At 57.9% G+C, this 18,727-nt stretch carries 16 protein-coding genes; 14 read left to right on the top strand and 2 right to left on the bottom strand.

The features are described 5' to 3' along the window. The first annotated feature begins 43 nt into the window (after window positions 1-43). The 11 genes from NHF56_RS15970 (at window position 44) to NHF56_RS15920 (ending at window position 12,935) form a co-directional block, all read left to right on the top strand. Entirely contained in the window at window positions 44-1,081 is a 1,038-nt protein-coding gene (locus NHF56_RS15970) for a proline/glycine betaine ABC transporter permease (protein WP_252806340.1), read from the top strand. Window positions 1,082-1,091: 10 nt separating this feature from the next. Further along, on the top strand, window positions 1,092-2,153 hold the full coding sequence (locus NHF56_RS15965) for a glycine betaine/L-proline ABC transporter ATP-binding protein (RefSeq protein ID WP_252806338.1): 1,062 nt from the start codon (window positions 1,092-1,094) through the stop codon (window positions 2,151-2,153). Between the two features lie 184 nt (window positions 2,154-2,337). Then, window positions 2,338-3,105: a CDP-alcohol phosphatidyltransferase family protein gene (locus NHF56_RS15960; protein ID WP_252806336.1), complete on the top strand. Its 768-nt coding sequence runs from the start codon at window positions 2,338-2,340 to the stop codon at window positions 3,103-3,105. A gap of 1 nt (window position 3,106) precedes the next feature. Next, window positions 3,107-3,859: an FkbM family methyltransferase gene (locus NHF56_RS15955; protein WP_252806334.1), complete on the top strand. Its 753-nt coding sequence runs from the start codon at window positions 3,107-3,109 to the stop codon at window positions 3,857-3,859. Between the two features lie 73 nt (window positions 3,860-3,932). Beyond that, entirely contained in the window at window positions 3,933-5,636 is a 1,704-nt protein-coding gene (locus NHF56_RS15950) for a sulfatase-like hydrolase/transferase (RefSeq protein WP_252806332.1), read from the top strand. A gap of 110 nt (window positions 5,637-5,746) precedes the next feature. Then, complete coding sequence (locus tag NHF56_RS15945; protein ID WP_252806330.1) at window positions 5,747-6,229, top strand: MarR family winged helix-turn-helix transcriptional regulator; 483 nt, start codon at window positions 5,747-5,749, stop codon at window positions 6,227-6,229. A gap of 169 nt (window positions 6,230-6,398) precedes the next feature. After that, window positions 6,399-7,070 carry an FCD domain-containing protein gene (locus NHF56_RS15940; protein WP_252806328.1) on the top strand — a complete coding sequence of 224 codons (672 nt, stop codon included), beginning with the start codon at window positions 6,399-6,401 and terminating at the stop codon, window positions 7,068-7,070. A 252-nt stretch (window positions 7,071-7,322) separates the two neighbouring features. Beyond that, complete coding sequence (locus tag NHF56_RS15935) at window positions 7,323-8,741, top strand: glutamine synthetase family protein (protein WP_252806326.1); 1,419 nt, start codon at window positions 7,323-7,325, stop codon at window positions 8,739-8,741. A 1-nt stretch (window position 8,742) separates the two neighbouring features. Next, a complete protein-coding gene (locus NHF56_RS15930; RefSeq protein ID WP_252806323.1) occupies window positions 8,743-10,044 on the top strand; it encodes an FAD-binding oxidoreductase in 1,302 nt (433 codons plus the stop codon). Window positions 10,045-10,162: 118 nt separating this feature from the next. Then, entirely contained in the window at window positions 10,163-11,194 is a 1,032-nt protein-coding gene (locus NHF56_RS15925; RefSeq protein ID WP_252806322.1) for an agmatine/peptidylarginine deiminase, read from the top strand. A gap of 10 nt (window positions 11,195-11,204) precedes the next feature. Continuing rightward, entirely contained in the window at window positions 11,205-12,935 is a 1,731-nt protein-coding gene (locus tag NHF56_RS15920) for an amidase (protein ID WP_252806320.1), read from the top strand. Window positions 12,936-12,957: 22 nt separating this feature from the next. Here NHF56_RS15920 and NHF56_RS15915 read toward each other — a convergent pair whose 3' ends face one another. Continuing rightward, the gene (locus tag NHF56_RS15915; RefSeq protein WP_252806318.1) at window positions 12,958-13,716 is read right to left on the bottom strand and encodes an IclR family transcriptional regulator C-terminal domain-containing protein; all 759 of its coding nucleotides are present in this window, start codon (window positions 13,714-13,716) and stop codon (window positions 12,958-12,960) included. Between the two features lie 118 nt (window positions 13,717-13,834). Here NHF56_RS15915 and NHF56_RS15910 point away from each other — a divergent pair, with 118 nt between their 5' ends. Genes NHF56_RS15910 through pcaF form a run of 3 tightly spaced genes read left to right on the top strand, consistent with a single transcriptional unit; the run spans window position 13,835 to window position 16,440 of the window. After that, on the top strand, window positions 13,835-14,542 hold the full coding sequence (locus tag NHF56_RS15910) for a 3-oxoacid CoA-transferase subunit A (RefSeq protein ID WP_252806316.1): 708 nt from the start codon (window positions 13,835-13,837) through the stop codon (window positions 14,540-14,542). Beyond that, window positions 14,539-15,225, top strand: a complete 687-nt coding sequence (locus NHF56_RS15905; protein WP_252806314.1) for a 3-oxoacid CoA-transferase subunit B — start codon at window positions 14,539-14,541, stop codon at window positions 15,223-15,225. Before NHF56_RS15910 ends, NHF56_RS15905 begins: the two co-directional genes overlap by 4 nt. Before the next feature lie 12 nt (window positions 15,226-15,237). Next, a complete protein-coding gene (gene pcaF / locus NHF56_RS15900) occupies window positions 15,238-16,440 on the top strand; it encodes a 3-oxoadipyl-CoA thiolase (RefSeq protein ID WP_252806312.1) in 1,203 nt (400 codons plus the stop codon). A 102-nt stretch (window positions 16,441-16,542) separates the two neighbouring features. Here pcaF and NHF56_RS15895 read toward each other — a convergent pair whose 3' ends face one another. After that, a complete protein-coding gene (locus NHF56_RS15895; RefSeq protein WP_252806310.1) occupies window positions 16,543-18,579 on the bottom strand; it encodes an NADH:flavin oxidoreductase in 2,037 nt (678 codons plus the stop codon). Window positions 18,580-18,727: the final 148 nt, after the last annotated feature.

Below are 18,727 nucleotides of genomic sequence, written 5' to 3'. Positions count from 1 at the left end.
CAATTCAAAAAGGTAAGGCGGGCCCGGCGGGCCCGAAGCAAACATGGCAACATATGACGGTCTTTTCGATACGCTGGGCTTGAGAGCCTGGTGCGACAAGGGTGCCGACAACGCCCCCATGTCGATGGCTGATCTTCTGGCTAAGGCAAAGGGCGGCAGCGATGCTGGTTCATCGCTTTGGGACACGCCCTTTCCCTCGCTTGATGCTCTTCACAACGCCTGTCAGGCGATCCCGCAATCACGCGCACTCACACGCGGCCTGGAAGCTGGCTTTCTCGACATCCGCGATGCGCTCAGGGTGGTCATCGATCCGCTGACCCAGCCACTCAGCTGGGCGCTGAACGACATGCTGTGGGTGATGACGCAGACACCCTGGTGGATCATCATGCCGGCACTGCTGGTCATCACCTGGTTTGTAACGCGCTCATGGCGGATCATCGGACTGGTGGCGGTCATCCTCGCACTTCTGGCCTTTGTCGATCACTACAATGCGGCCATGGAGACGCTGGCGATCATCTTTGTCTGCGCCTTTGTCTGCGTCATCATCGGGGTGCCCATCGGCATTGCCATGTCGCGCAGCGACAGGCTGCAACGAACGGTCATTCCGATCCTCGATATGCTGCAGACCCTGCCGCCCTTCGTCTATCTCATCCCGCTCATCTTCCTGTTCTCGGTGACCGAGCCGAAGCTTTACGGGATTGCCATCATTCTCTATGCGATCGTTCCGGTGGTGCGGCTGACGGATCTGGGCATCCGCCTTGTAGACCGGGATGTGATCGAGGCCGCTGACGCATTCGGCATGACCAGCCGTCAGAAGCTCTTTGGTGTTCAGATCCCGCTGGCATTGCCCAACATCATGGCCGGTGTGAACCAGACGATCATGATGAGCCTGGCCATGGTTGTCATTGCCTCGCTCGTTTCCGCGCCCGGTCTTGGCGTTCTGGTGCTGCGCGGTATCCGCAATCTCGAACTTGGGGTCGGCCTGATTGCCGGTTTCGGCATCGTTGTCCTGGCCATCGCCCTTGATCGCGTGACCAAGGCTTCGCTCGCCCGCATTGACGCCAGCCAGGCATCGCGCTGAGGAGGACGACATGGAAAACAATAACAAGACTGCAGACCCGTCCGGCGAGATCAAGGTTTCGATCCGCCATCTTTACAAGATCTTTGGCGAAAATCCGCAAGCCATGATGGATGATGTGAAGGCCGGCATGGGCAAGTCCGAGCTCCTTGAAACCAAGGGCCACGTTCTCGGCCTCAACGATATCAATGTCGATATCCGAAGCGGCAAGATCACCGTCATCATGGGGCTTTCAGGTTCGGGTAAGTCGACGCTTATCCGTCACCTGAACCGGCTGATCGAACCGACTGCCGGAGAAGTGCTATTCGATGGTGAAGATATCCTCGGCTGGAACGAGGCAAAGCTGCGTGATCTTCGCCGCAAACATATGTCGATGGTGTTCCAGAAATTTGCGTTGCTGCCGCACCGCACGGTTCTGGAAAACGCGGCTATGGCTTTGGACACACGGGGCATTGCGCGCAAGCAGTACGAAGCCGAAGCCAACAAGTGGCTCGACCGGGTCGGGCTTGGCGGCTATGGCGAACAATATCCGCACCAGCTTTCGGGTGGTATGCAGCAGCGCGTGGGCATTGCCCGGGCGCTTGCCTCCAATTCCGAAATCATGCTGATGGATGAGGCCTTCTCGGCTCTCGACCCACTGATCCGCACGGATATGCAGAACCTGTTGCTCGAGTTGCAGAACGAGCTGCACAAGACCGTTGTCTTCATCACCCACGATCTCGACGAGGCGCTGAAACTGGCCGATCATCTGGTGATCCTGAAAGATGGTCGCGTGGTTCAGCAGGGCGAGCCTCAATACATTCTGTTGCACCCGAACGATCCTTACATCGAGGATTTCGTAGCTGACATCAATCGTGCCCGCGTGTTGCGGGTGCGGTCGGTTATGACCAAGGGTGAACCATCCGGCAATTTTTCCGGCGACATTGATCATGACGACAATCTTGAGAGTGTCATTGGCGCAGCGGAAGGCTCGCTGGACAAGCGTTATCGCGTTATGCGCGACGGAAAACCTGTCGGTACGCTGGAAATGCCCGAAATTATGCGCGCGCTGGTGCCGCGTATTCAGGAAGAATAGCCAGCCAGATAAGCGAAAGAGGAAGCCCGGCGGTTCAATCGATCCGCCGGGCTTTTCCTTGATGGAGCTTCGTGCCGCCGCAGCCATCACAAAAATGTGTCATCGCGCATGCATTGCCTCGGCTGCCGGCTGATATATCCTGAGGATCAGCGTCGTTGAATCAGGAAACAGGCTCTGTACTTTCATGGGACCAGCTGCCGCAGAGAACACCAATAGCCAGAGCTTGAGTGAGCCTGCTCGTCTGCGCAGCAATGCACTCTTGATTCTCGGCCTCGTTTTCGCTTGCTCGTTTTTGGTCTACCGGGTTTTCGCGCCGCATCTGGCCTTGCGCGGCGGCGCAATTGCTTTTGCGCTCTGCATGTTGGCGAGCCTGTTCGTGATTGCTTTTCGTGGTTTGCCGCACCACCACCACCCGGTCTTCGGCCTGGCAAATCTCATCACGGCAGTGCGGGCGTCCATCACGTGCCTGGTCACTGCGGCCATCCTGTTCAACCACGGTCTCGCCACCAACGCCACGGCAATCTGGACGCTCATTGGTCTGGTGTCGATTGCGCTTTTGCTTGATGGCGTGGACGGCTACATTGCACGTGCCGCCGAAAGGGTGTCACCCTTTGGAGCCCGTTTCGATATGGAGGTCGATGCACTCCTCATTCTCGTCCTTTGCCTCGGAGCGGTGATGATGGGCAAGGTGGGATGGTGGATACTGGCCATTGGCCTGATGCGTTATGGCTTTGTTTTTGCTCAGACCTTTTTGCCGGAATTGGGCGGCCAGCTGCCGCCGTCCTTTCGCAGGAAGCTGATTTGCGTGATCCAGGGCGGCGTCTTGTGTTTCATTCTCGTGCCGGTGGTTTCGCCTGCATTTTCCTCCGTCCTTTGCTTTGTTGCTCTCCTGCTTCTCACCTATTCCTTTGCGGTGGACACACATGATCTTCTGACACGGGAAAAACGGTGACATGGCATTGCGCGCGCATCTGGAAACAGCTGCCGGAATGGCCCGGTCCATGGTGGTCTACTATGGCCAACCCTGGCGTCGGCGCGCTTTGCGGCGCTTCTATCAAGCGCTGATCAGTCCAGACGATCTCGTCTTTGATATTGGGGCACATGCCGGCAGCCGCAGCAAAACGCTGCTTTCGCTCGGCGCGAAGGTGGTCGCCGTCGAGCCGCAGCCGGCCTTTGCCGATCTGATCGAAAAACATTTTGCGGGACAGTTGGCGGGGTTCGAACGTGTTGCGGTCGGCGCTCGGCCAGGCGAGGTTTCTTTGCGGATTTCACGCCGGCACCCGACGGTCACGACGACCTCGCCTGATTTTGTCGAGAAGGTTGGTCGCACGGATGGATTCCGGCAGGTGCGGTGGGACAGCGAGGTGGTGGTCCCCATGACAACGTTGGACCTGCTGATTGAACGTTACGGCATTCCCGATTTTTGCAAAATAGACTGCGAAGGGGCTGAGGCAGATATTCTAAGCGGACTGTCGAGACCGCTGAAGCTTGTCGCGTTCGAATATATTCCGGCAATGCCTTCGGTCGCGGAAAAGGCCATTGATGTGTTGATGGCACTGGGCAACTACCGCTTCAACCGGGTGATCGGCGAAAGCCACCAGTTTCACTGGACCGATTGGCAGGATGGTACCCACTTGCGCCGGGACCTTGCAGCGCTGGGACCTGAAAGCGGTTCGGGCGACATTTATGCACGGCTGGAGTGTTGATGTCTCTGGAAAGCCTTGGCAAACATACGTCCCCCAGCGGTCTCATGAACATTTTTGCCAAGGAAAATACCTGATGGCCAAAAATGCGAATATCGGGAAGGGGTCAGCATCGCCTGCCTGGCTGGCGATACTGGCGGTTATCTTCGTAACTCTGATCAGCTTTGCGTCGCTTACGCTTCCCGACCATCCGAATGCATTTTCCGTTCGTGCCTTCTTTCGTTTTCCGGTCGAAATTCCGGTCATTCTCCTGGTTCTGTTGCTGTTGCCACGGCGTTTGGCCGCTGCCTTTGCGATCCTTTCAACACTGGCGTTGTTCACCTTGCTCTTTCTGAAAGGGGCCGATATCGGGGTTCAATCAGCGTTCCAGCGGCGCTTTAATCCCTATCTCGACATGAAGATGCTGGCTGACGCCTGGAACCTGCTTTCCGGTGCAATCGGCCAATGGAGCGCCGGGCTCGCGATCGCACTTGGAGCGGCTGCATTTCTGGCGCTGGGCGTTCTTTTTTTTGCCGCGCAGCGAAAGATTGCCTCTTTCCGCGGAACTGTGTGGTGGGGTTCGCTGATGGCAGCTTTTGTCTTGCTTGCTGCAGGAGCCGTGTTGTGGGTCGCAGCGCCGGCATTGCCAGTGAGAGCAGAGTTGCGCGGATTGCCCTATCTCGCCGACAGGCTGGCGCTTGTTCAAAAATCCGTCGCCGATATGCGGCAGTTTGAACGTGATTTGCAAAACACGGATCCGGTGGCGCAAACCACAAACCTGTTCGCCGGTATCAAAGGGCGAGACGTCATCCTTGTGTTTGTGGAATCTTACGGAAGAAGCGCTGTCGAAGATCCACGATACAGTCCCATTATGAAGCCGCGTCTGCAGAGTGTTGAGGATCAGTTGCAGGCCGCGGGCTTTGGCGCTGTCAGCGCTTGGTCACTTTCACCCACAATGGGCGGCTTGAGCTGGCTTGCGCATGGCACATTCCTGTCCGGCCTGTGGACCGATAGCCAGGCGCGTTTTGATCGCCTGATGATCAGCAGAAGAGAGAGCCTCAACCGTCTCTTCAAAAAAGCCGGCTGGCGCACAACGGCCGTCATGCCCGCCATTACCATGGATTGGCCGGAGGCTGCGTATTTCGGTTACGATCAGGTTTTGGCGGCCAAAGATCTCGACTACAAGGGCAAGCCCTTCAACTGGGTCACCATGCCTGACCAATATACGCTGAGCGCATTCGAACGTCTGGCGCGCAAGCCCGCGCAGGCACAAGGCCAGCCCGTGATGGCGGAGATTGCACTGATTTCCAGCCACGCGCCCTGGACACCGGTCGCAAAGCTGATCGATTGGAATGATGTCGGTGACGGGGCCGTCTTCAACGCGCAAGCTGAAAGCGGCCTCTCCCCGAGGGAAGTCTGGTCGGATGGCGACAGCATCCGCGAACACTACATACAGACGATCGATTATTCCCTTCAGACCCTGGGAGATTATATCGCGCATTACGGGGATGATGCGGTTTTCATTATCCTCGGCGACCACCAGCCTGCACCAATTGTGACGGGTCCGGATGCATCGCGTGCTGTACCGATCCACATCATCAGCCGTGACAAAAGTCTCCTCGCACGCTTTCTGGAACACGATTTTACCGTGGGCATGACGCCTGCTGTCGAAAGTGAGGAGATACCCATGAGCGAGATGCGCGAACGCCTCGTTCAGGTCTTAAGCGCTGCAGAGCCTTCGGTGCAAATGTCGTCTGCTGACGCTGCTGTTGCTGAGAGTGACGAACACGGCGGGAAGTGAGGTCTGTTGGTCATGGCAAGCAAATGCTCGCCAGCTGTTGCGGATATGTCTTTTATGCTCTAACGGAATGTTCCGCAAAAAGAGGTTGGCTCCGAAAATCCGAGACCCAGATGTCTACAGATCAGATACCGGAAGCTTACGGCCACGAGGCCGTCACTGCTGAAAAGCGCATGAAAAAGGACTGGCCCTTTTATTGGGTCTCGCGTGTCAATGCGCGCTATGTGAATGTGCTGGAAAAGCGCCTCAAGCCGCTCAATCTGGATATGGCCCGCTGGCGTGTCCTGATGTCGCTTTATGAAGACGAGCATCTGAGCGTTTCCGAGATTGCCGACTATGCGGTCATCAAGCTCAACACAGCCACCAAGATCGTCCAGCGCATGATCGCCGATGGCCTTGTGGTCACCCGTGTCCGCCCCAATGACGGGCGTGTTACAGACGTCTGCCTGACACCTGAGGGAGACCGGCTGCGTCGCCTTGCCCGCCAGGAAGCCGACCAGGTTTTCACCTCTTCCTTCGTCAATATCACGCCTGAGGAACTTACCCGGCTCAACGGTCTTTTGGAGAAGGTGTTTCTCAAGCTTGAGGGCCTGTGAATACGGTTGGACGGCATGAATGCCGATAGCGATCAGGCGGGTGCGATGGCCAGTATCCGCAGGGTTCTTTCCAGACGTTCATGACGGATCAGACGATGAACTTGGCAACTGGCGAGCAAGCTCCAAGTTGCTTATAGATCATCGAAGCGGGTATAAACCGGGAGACGATGTGCTCAAGCTATTGGACAAACAACCCCATGAAAGCGTGAAGGCTTTGACGCATCGCAGCTTGCGGCACGCGGTGATGACCGGTCGTTTGCCGCCTGGACAGGCGGTAACGATTACCGGGATCGCCGAAGCCCTGGGCGTTTCCACCATGCCGGTGCGCGAAGCGCTCCATCTTCTGGTTGCCGATGGCGCTCTGGAACATCTGGACAATCGCCGCGTGCGTGTTCCGGAGATGACGCCTGACAAGTTCGATGAAACGCTGGCTGCCCGTATCGCGCTTGAAACGCTGGCGGCAGACAGAGCCATGCCCTTCGTCGATTATTTGCGTCTCGCCAAAATGGAAAAGATCGATGCAGAGATCGACGCAGCTTACGAGCGCGGCGATATCGAGGCCGGTATCGAGCGCAATTTTGATTTTCACCGCTGTCTGTATGAAACACGTTCAGCGGCAGTCCTCTTGCCACTGATTGAATCCGTCTGGATACGCCTCGGGCCGTTCATGCGCGAGGCCACGGAAAATCTGCAAGAGAGCTATCGGTTGGATCGCCACGCCGAAGCCATGCAGGCAATCCGCTCCAGGGATCGCGAGGCTTTGCGTTCTGCCATCACCTCGGACATCCAGGATGGTGCCGGTTACCTCGGCCGCAAGCGCTTCATGAGTATGACCATCTGAACGTCTTGCATTCTTCAGTCTCAAAAACGCGCTCCGCGGCAGGCTCATTTGTCGGCCACGAATAATTTGATCAAATTCTATAGAATTATGATCATAATAATGTTATGCGAGACAACAACTGATCCATATCAGGCAAATTCTGGAGCCCCCAATGCATCAAGAGCGTCAATTCCACATCGATGGCCCATGCGTTGACTCGGCCGATTGCGCACAGACAGATTTTGTCAAAGGTCTTGTCGGGTGGGGAGCGTGATGTTGTACAAAGAGCCTGAAAATCTGCGCGCATCAGCCGGGCTGTCCAGCGGTACGTCACTGGATGCCCGCACCGCCGCTGAATTGTTTCTTGACGCAAATCCAGACATCGAGGTGCTGGAGGCATTTGTCATCGACGTCAACGGAGTGCCGCGTGGCAAATGGATACCGCGCGATCGCGCTGCCGACGTGTTGAACAATGGCCTTGCCATGCCTCGTTCGGTCTTCGCGCTTGATGTTTGGGGCCGCGATGTCAATGCGGCTGGTCTGGCAGAAGGCACCGGTGATCCGGATGGTCTTTGCCTGCCGGTTCCCGGAACCCTTTCGCGCGTCACCTGGTTGAAGCGACCGACGGCGCAGGTGCTGCTTAACATGTTTGATGGCGAGGGCGGGCATTTCCATGCCAATCCGCGCGCGGTGCTGGCAAATGTTCTGTCCCAATATGCCAAACTTGGTCTGACGCCGGTGGCGGCAACCGAGATGGAATTCTACCTGATCGATCCTGTCCGCTCCGCGCTTGATCCTGTCCGTCCGCCAAATTCACGCGATGGCCGCTGGCATACGGGCCAGACGCAAGTTCTTTCGATCTCGGAATTACAGGATTATGAAGAGGTTTTTACAGATATTGCGGAAGCCTGCCGGGCGCAGGATATTCCGGCAGACACGGTGGTGCGCGAAAATGGACCAGGGCAATATGAGCTCAACCTGAACCATGTTCCGGATGCCATGCGGGCCGCGGATGCCGCAGTCCTCCTCAAACGCATTGTGAAGGCGGTTGCCCGCAAACACGATCTTGACGCGACCTTCATGGCCAAACCCTATGGGCTTCAGGCCGGAAGCGGAATGCATGTGCATTTCTCGGTTCTGGACAAAGAGGGCAAGAATGTTTTCGCCGATGGAAACGACGTGTCGCAAACCCTCATGCACGCCGTCGGCGGCCTCTTGACTTACATGTCCGACAGTATGGCGGTGTTTGCGCCACATGCAAATTCTTATCGTCGGCTGAAGCCTTCCGAACATGCGCCAACCTATGCCTCCTGGGGGATCGACAATCGCTCGGCGGCGGTGCGGGTGATCAAGGCCGGACAAAAGGCAACCCGGATCGAACACCGTGTTGCGGGCGCCGACACCAATCCGCATCTGGTGCTGGCCATGATCTTGAAGGCAGCACTTGCGGGTATCAGCGAAAAACTGCATCCGGGTGCGGCAATCAGCGGTGACGAGCATTCAATGGTGCATGAGCCGCTGCCGACCAACTGGGATGTGGCATTGCAGCGCTTTGCCAATTCCGGTTTTGCGCTGAGCGCCTTCGGAGCCGAATACCGCAAGCTTTACGCAGCCTGCAAGCAACAGGAACTCCTGGAATTTTCATTCCGGGTGACCGACGTCGAATACGACGCATATATAAGGACGGTGTGAGATGAACGCATTTGCCAAATTTGACAATCCTGGTCACGTCAAATCCTACTATGCCGCAACCGCGGTTGCGCAGTCCCCGCGGCCTGCTTTCGAAGGTGCGCTGGAAACCGACGTCTGCATTATCGGCGGGGGGTTCACGGGCATATCAGCCGCACTTGAGCTGGCCGAACGTGGTTTCAAGGTTGTCGTCCTGGAAGCAAATCGCGTTGGTTTTGGCGCTTCGGGGCGCAATGGTGGGCAGATTGTCAACGGTTATAGCCGCGATCTTGAAACCATCCGCAAATGGTATGGTGAGGACAAGGCCGCTGCCCTTGGCCGAATGTCTCTGGAAGGTGGCGATATTATCCGCGAGCGCGTCGCCAAATATGGCATTGACTGCGATCTGCGTCATGGCGGCTTCTTTGCAGCCTTCAACGACAAGCAGGTGCGCGAGATGGATAAGGTCCGCCGCGATTGGGAAAAGCGCGGTCATGATGGCCTCGAAATGGTGTCGAAAGCCGAGGTTGGGCACTACGTCTCCTCAAATCGCTATGTCGGCGGGATGATCGACCGCAAGGGTGGGCATATTCACCCACTGAACCTGGTCGAAGGCGAAGCCCGCGCTGCAGAAGGTCTGGGCGCACAGATTTTTGAAAATTCACGTGTCACGCATGTTCATACCGGTGCCAAGCCAAGCGTCTCAACTGAGAAAGGCAAGGTGCAGGCAAAATATGTTCTTGTCTGCGGCAATGCCTATCTCGGCGAACTGCTGCCTGCCATCTCGTCGCGCATGATGCCGGTTTCAAGCCAAGTCATGGCAACCGAGCGGCTGGATGATGCCACGATTGAAAAGCTGCTTCCGGCGAATTACTGCGTTGAAGATGCCAATTATGTGCTCGATTATTATCGGCGCACGGCTGACAATCGGCTGCTCTATGGCGGCGGCATCGGTTATGGCGGGCAGGACCCGAAAAACCTGACATCGGTGATCTTGCCGAACATGCTGAAGACGTTCCCGGAGCTGAAGGGCGTCAAAATAGAATATGCCTGGAGCGGTAATTTTGCCCTGACCCTGACCCGAATTCCGCATATGGGCAAGATTTCCGGCACGGTCTATTTCTCTCACGGCGATAGCGGACATGGCGTCACGACCACGCATCTGCTGGGCCGCATTCTCGGTGAGGCAGTGGCAGGCCACGCCGAGCGCTACGATGTTTGGCAATCGTTGCCCAATTTCCCGTTCCCTGGCGGTCGCATGTTCCGTGTGCCGCTCACAGCATTGGGTGCCTGGTGGTACGGAATTCGCGACAAACTGGGCGTTTAGAGCACCGGGCGGTTTTCCTCGGCAAGCGGAATGCTATATGTGGGAATGCATTGAAAAGGCCGGCAAGTCTGCTGCATAGTCAATCAACGCTCCGATCAATTGAGAGGGATGTGCAGGAATGAAATGGCGTATGCCCTCTGAAACGGCGCGACACGACCGCACCTGGATGGCCTTTCCGCGTGCCGGGGAAACTTTGGGTGAGGGTGAGGCCTGGCAGGAAACGGGCTATGCGGCGTGGACTGAGGTCGCGCATGCGATTGCCCGGTTCGAGCCGGTGACCATGATCGTCGACCCGTCCGAGCGCGACCGCGCCGCGCGCATGCTTGGAAGCGATATAGAGCAGATAGAAGCGCCGCTCGATGAATTCTGGATGCGTGATTTCGGCCCCACATTCGTTGTGGACGATGACCGGCCAGGCGTACTCGGCGCCGTCGACTGGATTTTCAATGGCTGGGGTGATCACGGTTGGGCCGATTGGAAAAAGTCGGCCGAGATTGCCCGTTTCATTGCACGCCATTGTGACGCAGAAATCGTCTCGAGCTTGCTGGTGAACGAAGGCGGCGGCATTCATGTTGACGGGGAGGGCACTGTTCTGGTGACAGAGACGGTGCAGCTCGATCCCCGCCGCAACCCTTATGCGACCCGCGACCGTGTTGAAGCCGAACTGGCGCGCACGCTGGGTGTGACCAAGGCAATCTGGCTGCCGCGCGGCCTGACCCGCGATTATGAGAAATTCGGCACGAATGGTCACGTGGATATCGTCGCAACCATTGCCTCGCCAGGCGTGTTGCTGCTGCACCGCCAGCCCAATGCGGAGCATCCCGATCACGCCGTCATGCAAGAACTTCGCTCCTTTCTTGCAGAGACGACCGACGCCGCAGGGCGCAGCTGGGAAATTCTCGATCTTGATGCGCCGGCGCAAATTGAAGACGAAGATGGTTTTGTTGATTACAGCTACGTCAATCATCTCGTGGTGAATGGCGGGGTCATTGCCTGCGGCTTCGGTGACGAAAAAGCAGATGCGGCGGCGCGCGCTGTGTTAGCGGACGCTTATCCCGGGCGGGAGGTTGTCACGATTGATTCCCGTCCCATTTTCGCCCGCGGCGGCGGCATTCACTGCATTACGCAGCAGCAGCCGACATTGGAATAGGGGCGAAAGCATGGCCAGCTTTGATGTCGTCGAAACGTCGATTGCAGACCTGCGGACAGCTTTGGAAGAGGGTGTCGTAACCAGTGTCGAACTGGTGGAAGCCTATCTTGCCCGCGTTCAGGCTTATGACGCTCCCGGCACGGAAACAGCCCTGAATTCGATTGTGGTTGCAAATCCGGATGCGCTGGCTGAAGCGCGGCGCTCTGATGAACGACGCAAAGCGGGCGCGACGCTGTCACCGCTCGACGGCATACCATACACGGCCAAAGACAGCTATCTCGTGCGTGGCTTGACGGCTGCATCCGGCAGCCCCGCCTTTGAGAGCCTTGTTGCGCAACGCGACGCCTTCACCATCGAAAGGCTGCGCAATGCCGGCGCCATATGTCTCGGCCTCACCAATATGCCGCCTATGGCCAATGGCGGTATGCAGCGCGGCGTCTATGGACGCGCGGAAAGCCCCTATAATGCCGAGTGGCTGACCAGCGCCTTCGGGTCGGGCTCATCCAATGGGTCCGGCACAGCAACCGCCGCCTCGTTTGCAGCCTTCGGTCTCGGTGAAGAGACATGGTCGAGTGGCCGGGCACCAGCCTCCAATAATGCACTTTGTGCCTACACGCCTTCACGTGGTGTCATCTCCGTGCGCGGCAACTGGCCGCTCGTGCCGACAATGGATGTGGTGGTGCCGCATACGCGCACGATGGCCGATATGCTGGAACTGCTGGATATCATCGTTGCCGATGACCCGGAGACGCGGGGTGACTTCTGGCGCGCGCAACCCTGGATCAAATTGCCAAGTGCATCGGCGGTGCGACCGCAAAGTTACAAGACGCTCGCACCGAACGGCAAAGACCGTGCGCGGAATACACTTGCTGGAAGACGCTTTGGCGTGCCGCGCATGTATATCAATGCTGATCCAGTTGCGGGAACCAATCCGAACGGCGGCATCGGCGGATCGACGGGAAAGCCGATTGAGACGCGCGCTTCCATTATCGACCTCTGGGAAAAGGCCCGACGCGACCTTGAAGCTGCCGGGGCGGAGGTCGTGCTGGTCGATTTTCCGGTTGTGACGAATTACGAAGCTGATCGGCCGGGCGCACCTTCGATCGTGACGCGCGGCCTCATCAGGCCTGAATTCCTGAAGTATGAAATCGTCGATTTGTCGGCCTGGGCCTGGGAGGATTTTCTCAAGGCAAACGACGATCCCAATTTCAACACGTTGGCGAATGTAGATGGCGCGCAGATCTTCCCGCGTCCGCCGGGCGCGCTGCCCGATCGCTATACCGGCTTTTCTGATGACATTGCTACCTATCCGGAACAGGTGCGCAGCCATCCTTACCGATCCTTCGAGGATATTCCGGAACTGGAGAGCGGACTGAAGGGGCTTGAAGAGACCCGCAAACAGGACCTTGAAACCTGGATGGATGATCTCGGTCTTGACGCCGTCCTGTTTCCGGCTGTCGCAGACATCGGTCACGCCGATATGGATATCGACCCGCACCACGCAGACCTCGGCTGGCGCAATGGCGTCTGGGTCGCAAACGGCAATCTCACCATCCGCCATCTTGGTATCCCCACAGTTACCGTTCCCATGGGGACGATGGCCGACACACACATGCCGGTTGGCCTGACCTTTGCCGGTCGCGCCTATGACGATAACAAACTGTTGTCATTGGCCGCAGCCTTCGAGGCGACAGGCGCGCGCCGCTCCAGCCCTCCGCGCACACCGCCCTTGGGCGCTTGAAAGACAACGCTTACGGTTCCGTTCAATTCAGCAGACGGCGCAGGCTTTGCTGCAGCCGCAAGAGGGCCGGCAGATAGTCTCTCAAGACTTGTTCCAAGTCCCCGTGGATCGCCGCCATGCCTGTATTGAGCGCGGCAATAACCTTTCCGCGCGTGTTGACGAGGGGAACGGCAAGCGATCGCAATCCGAGCTCCACCTCCTGGTCCACCAGCGAATACCCGTTCACACGAACCTCCGCGACGACGCGCATGATGTCGTCCACCGAAGCCAGAGAGCGGGGCGTGCGCGGGGTCAGATCGGAGGCCTCGATGATAGCGCGGGCTTCCCCCTCCGGCAGTGCGGCCAGCAAAACGCGGCCCATTGAGGTGCAATGTGCAGGCAGGCGTGATCCCGGCATCAGGCCGACTGACATGACCCGTTTCTGCGCCGCGCGCGCAATGTAGACAATCTCCTTGTCGTCGAGGATCGATACGGAGCAGGACTGGCCGATTTGTTCGGAGAGCTGGTCGAGCCAGGGCTGCACGATCTGTGGCAAGGGCAATGCCGCGAGGGCCCCGACCCCAAGCCTGAGCACACGAGGGGTGAGGCTGAAAAACTTGCCGTCATAGTCTGCATAACCAAGCTCGTGGAGCGTCAACAGACAACGCCTTGCCGTGGCCCTGTCGAGCCCCGTTGCGTCTGCGACATCGGCGATCGCAAGTCGGGAGCGCTCGGCGGCGAAACATTCGAGGACGCGAAGCCCCTTCGCCAGAGAGGCGACAAAGTCTGTTTTGTTCAACATGCGCACGGAATTTTTCACATTTTGAACAAATGTCAACATGCGCCAAACCGCGCTTGCCATTGGCGATATTTGCACCGATGAAAAAGGCGCAGACATCTCCAGGGGAGGAGAAACAGGAATGAACAAGATTACAGGGTCCCTGAGTGAGGCCGTGGCCTCGATCAAGGATGGCGCAACCGTCATGATTGGCGGTTTCGGCGGCTCCGGCTCACCGGTGGAATTGATCCATGCGCTGGTCGATGCTGGCCCAAAGAATCTGACCGTCGTCAACAACAATGCCGGCAATGGGCATGTGGGCCTTGCCGCACTTATTGAGCAGGGGCAAGTTGCCAAGCTCATCTGCTCGTTCCCGCGTTCTTCAGATTCAACTGTCTTCAACAATCTCTATCGCGCTGGCGGCATTGAGCTGGAGCTTGTGCCCCAGGGAACCCTGGCCGAACGTATCCGCGCAGGCGGCGCTGGCATTCCTGCTTTCTACACACCCGCCAGCTACGGGACCGAGCTTGCCGAAGGTAAGCCCATCGCCGAATTTGACGGTCGCCACTATGTTCAGGAGCGCTGGCTGAAGGCCGACGCCTGTCTTATCAAAGCTGAATTTGCAGACCCCATGGGCAACCTCACCTACCGATTGGCAGGCCGCAATTTCAATCCACTGATGGCCATGGCCTCGACCACCACGATTGTGCAGGTCTCTCGCATTGTGGAGGCTGGTGCGATTGATCCGGAACACGTCATCACGCCAGGCATTTTCGTCGACAAAGTCGTGGAAGTGACGCAGCCGAAGCAGGAAGAGGTTCTCATTCGCCAGGGGGCGGTTTATCCATGAATAGTCAGCTTGATAAGATCAAACTTTCCAACGCGCAGATTGCCTGGCGCGCCGCGCAGGACATTGAAGACGGTGCCTATGTCAACCTGGGCATCGGCTTTCCGGAGATGCTGGCGAAATTCAAGCCAGAGGGGCGCGAGGTCGTTTATCAGACGGAAAACGGCATACTCGGCTTTGGTGGGGTGCCTGCCGCTGGTGAAGAGGACTGGGACCTTATTAACGCCGGCAAAAAAGCGATTAAGCTTAAACCCGGTGCAGCCTTCTTCCATCACGCTGACAGTTTCGCCATGATCCGCGGCGGACATCTGGATCTTGCCGTTCTGGGTGCATTCCAGGTTGCCGAAAACGGCGATCTTGCCAATTGGTCGACAGGCAAGGGCGCCATTCCTGCTGTTGGCGGGGCGATGGATCTTGTCCATGGTGCTAAGCGCGTGGCGGTGGTGACCGACCATGTCACAAAGGACGGCGCGCCGAAACTGATGCGGCAATGCACGATGCCTTTGACCGGCCTGCAATGTATCACGACGGTTTATACCTCTCTGGCGGTCTTCGATATCATCGATAAGCGTTTCGTTTTGCGCGAAAAGCTCGCCAGTATTTCGCTTGACGAATTGCAGGCTGTTACCGAAGCCGAAATCCTTGCCGGCTCCAATGTCGGCGACCTTGTCGTTCCCTCTCTATAAGGAGCCCTGAGAATGCCTGACGCATTTATTTGCGATTACATACGCACACCAATCGGCCGCTTCGGCGGCGCGCTTTCCTCCGTTCGCGCTGACGATCTTGCAGCCGTGCCGCTCAAGGCGCTGATGGAGCGCAACGGCAGCGTTGACTGGGAAGCCGTCGACGATGTGCAGTATGGTTGCGCCAACCAGGCCGGCGAAGACAACCGCAATGTCGCGCGCATGGCGCTGCTTCTCGCCGGTCTTCCCGCTTCCGTTTCCGGCAATACGATCAACCGGCTTTGTGGCTCTGGCATGGACGCGGTCATTTCCGCTGCCCGCGCCATCAAGGCGGGCGAGGCAGAGCTTATCATTGCCGGCGGCGTGGAAAGCATGTCGCGCGCACCTTTTGTCATGCCCAAGGCCGAGAGCGCATTTTCCCGCTCTGCCGAAATACATGACACGACCATTGGCTGGCGCTTCGTCAACAAGCTGATGAAGGCACAATACGGTGTGGATTCCATGCCGGAGACGGCTGAAAACGTGGCCGAAGACTTTTCAATTTCCCGGGAAGACCAGGATACTTTTACGCTCCGTTCGCAACAGAAAGCCGCAGCGGCGCAAGCAAGCGGTCGGTTGGCGAAGGAAATCATGCCTGTCACGATCAAGGGCCGCAAGGGTGATACGGTCGTCGATGCAGACGAGCATCTGCGCCCGGACACCACGCTGGAAGCACTCGCAAAACTGCGCGCACCCTTCCGCGAGGGCGGTACGGTCACAGCGGGCAATGCCTCCGGCGTCAATGACGGTGCAGCCGCACTCATCATCGCCAGCGAGGCCGCGGCCAGGAAATATGGCCTGACACCAATTGCCCGGATCATGGGCGGAGCCACAGCCGGCGTGCCGCCGCGGATCATGGGTTTTGGACCTGCACCAGCGACCCGCAAACTCTGCGCGCGCCTGGGCCTCAATCCAAGCGATTTCGGAGTCGTTGAGTTGAACGAGGCTTTCGCATCCCAGGGCTTGGCCGTGTTGCGCGATCTCGGCCTTGCCGATGATGCCGACTTTGTGAATGCAAACGGCGGAGCAATTGCACTCGGCCATCCGCTCGGCATGTCGGGCGCGCGGATTACCGGCTCCGCTGCGCTGGAACTGCATGAAAAAGGTGAAAAGCTTGCTTTGGCGACCATGTGTATCGGCGTCGGTCAGGGCATTGCAATCGCGCTTGAACGTGTCTGAGCAGGAGATAGCATTCTCCTGCTGACAAGCCAGAAGGCGTTATCAATTTGCCCGCCGGCCTCTTCAGAGTGTCGGCGGGCAACCGTCGGGGCCGGGCGAGCCTTAAAGGTCCTTGGCCAATCTCAATGCATCGTAGATCGCCGCATGCGTATTGCGTGCCGCCACCGCGTCGCCAATGCGGAACAGCTGAAATGCCCCGTGAGGATTGCGAAGAACAGACTGTTTTTCACCGGCCAGGAGTTGCTCGTAGGACACTTCGCCCAGGTTGGACGACAGCGGTTTCAATTCGAAATAGAGATCATCAAGCGGTATGGTGCCGTGATTGACGACGATCTGGTCATAGGCCTTCTGTTTGGAGACCCCGCCATAATCGCTGCCGATCTGCGCGACCAATTGATTGCCGCTTTTCTCCACGGATTCCAGCCGGTAGGTGACGGTGAAGGTGGCGTCCAGCTTCTGCAGTGAGCGCATATAGGGCACGAGGTTCATTGCCATCACCTCGGGGGCAAAGGCCCGGTCCGGCGTCATGATCTCCACCTTGCCACCGGCCTTGGCGATGATTTCCGCAGCTTGCAAGCCGGGATGGTCGCCGGCATCGTCATAGACAAGCACGTTGGAGCCAGGCTTCACATCGCCCGAAATAATGTCCCATGACGAGCAAACAAGTTCATTGCCCTGCGAGAGAACCTCGGTATGCGGCAGTCCGCCGGTGGCGATAATGACGATATCCGGCACCTGCGCCTGGATCACATTGGCGTCAGCCCAGGTGTTGAAATGAAAGTTGACGCCCAGATTTTCGCACTGGCTCATGCGCCAGTCGATAATGCTGATCATCTCCCGGCGGCGTTCACTTTGCGCGGTGAGGCGAATTTGTCCGCCGGGATTGTTGGCCGCTTCGAACACAATCACCGCGTGACCACGTTCGCCGCAGACGCGCGCGGCCTCAAGGCCCGCCGGTCCAGCACCGACGATCACGACCTTCTTACGCTCTGCCGCCTTTTCAATTCTATGCGGCATTTTTTCTTCACGTCCGGTGGCCGGATTGTGGATGCAGTAGGCTTCGCCGCCCTGGTAGATGCGATCGAGACAGTAATTGGCTCCCACGCAGGGACGAATGTCCTCTTCGCGCTTTTCCATCACCTTGCGCACGATATGCGGGTCGGTCATGTGCGCGCGTGTCATGCCCACCATATCGACCTTGCCGGAGGCGATAGCGTGACGGGCGGTCGCGACATCCGGAATCTTGGCCGCGTGGAAGGTCGGAAAACTGGTGGCGGCGCGGATTTCACCGGCAAAATCCAGATGCGGCGAATTCGCCATGCCCTGAATGGGGATCACATCGGTCAGGCCGGGGTCTGTGTCGATATGGCCGCGGATCACGTTCAGGTAGTCGATCAGCCCGCTGTCGCGCAGCCGTTTTGATATTTCGATCCCCTCGGCGCGCCCATTGCCGCCGGGGAGACATTCGTCCGCCGTGTATCGCACACCGAGAATGAAGTCTTCACCAACCCGCTCGCGGATGGCTTTGAAGACGTCGAAACAGAAACGGAGCCGGTTATCGAGCGAACCGCCATAGGGGCTATCGAGTTCATTGGTCAGCGGCGAGGCAAACTGATCGATGAGATGGCCGTAGGCCTCCAGTTCGATCCCGTCCATCCCGCCTGCTTTCATGCGCTCGGCCGCATCGGCAAAATCCTTGATGATGCGCTCGATATCCCAGTCTTCGATTTTCTTGGGGAAGGCGCGGTGTGCCGGTTCACGGTGATGCGATGGTGCCAGCGCTGGCAGCCAGTCGCCCTTGTCCCACCGCGTGCGCCGGCCGAGATGGGTGAGCTGGATCATGATGGCGGTGCCATGTTCATGAACCGCGTCGGTCATTTCCCGCACCCACGGTACGATCTCATCCTTATAGGCCAGGAGATTGTTGAAGACCGGCGGGCTGTCCTTCGAAACTGTCGCTGAACCGGCCGTCATCGTCAGGGCCACGCCGCCGCGGGCGCGCTCCACCGTATAGGCCCTGTACCGACCTTTGGGCATGCCGTCTTCAGGGTAGGCGGGCTCGTGCGAAGTGACCATGATGCGGTTTTTCAGGGTCAGATGCTTGAGTTGGAAGGGCTGTAAAAGGGGATCGCCAGACATGCGTCGAACTCCGGGTCGAGAGAGATGATGGCTACGCTAGTGTAAAATGTTCACAAGTGTCAAGAAGGATAAACGCATGCGTTAAGTAAGCAATCATATGTGTACATTCTTCTTGTCCCGTTGGGATGGAGCATGTTAGAAAACAATT

Source organism: Rhizobium sp. L1K21 (assembly GCF_024055895.1).
Lineage (GTDB): Bacteria > Pseudomonadota > Alphaproteobacteria > Rhizobiales > Rhizobiaceae > Ensifer_A.
Note: the sequence above shows the minus strand (reverse complement) of the source record. Positions and strands in the feature narration are given on the sequence as shown.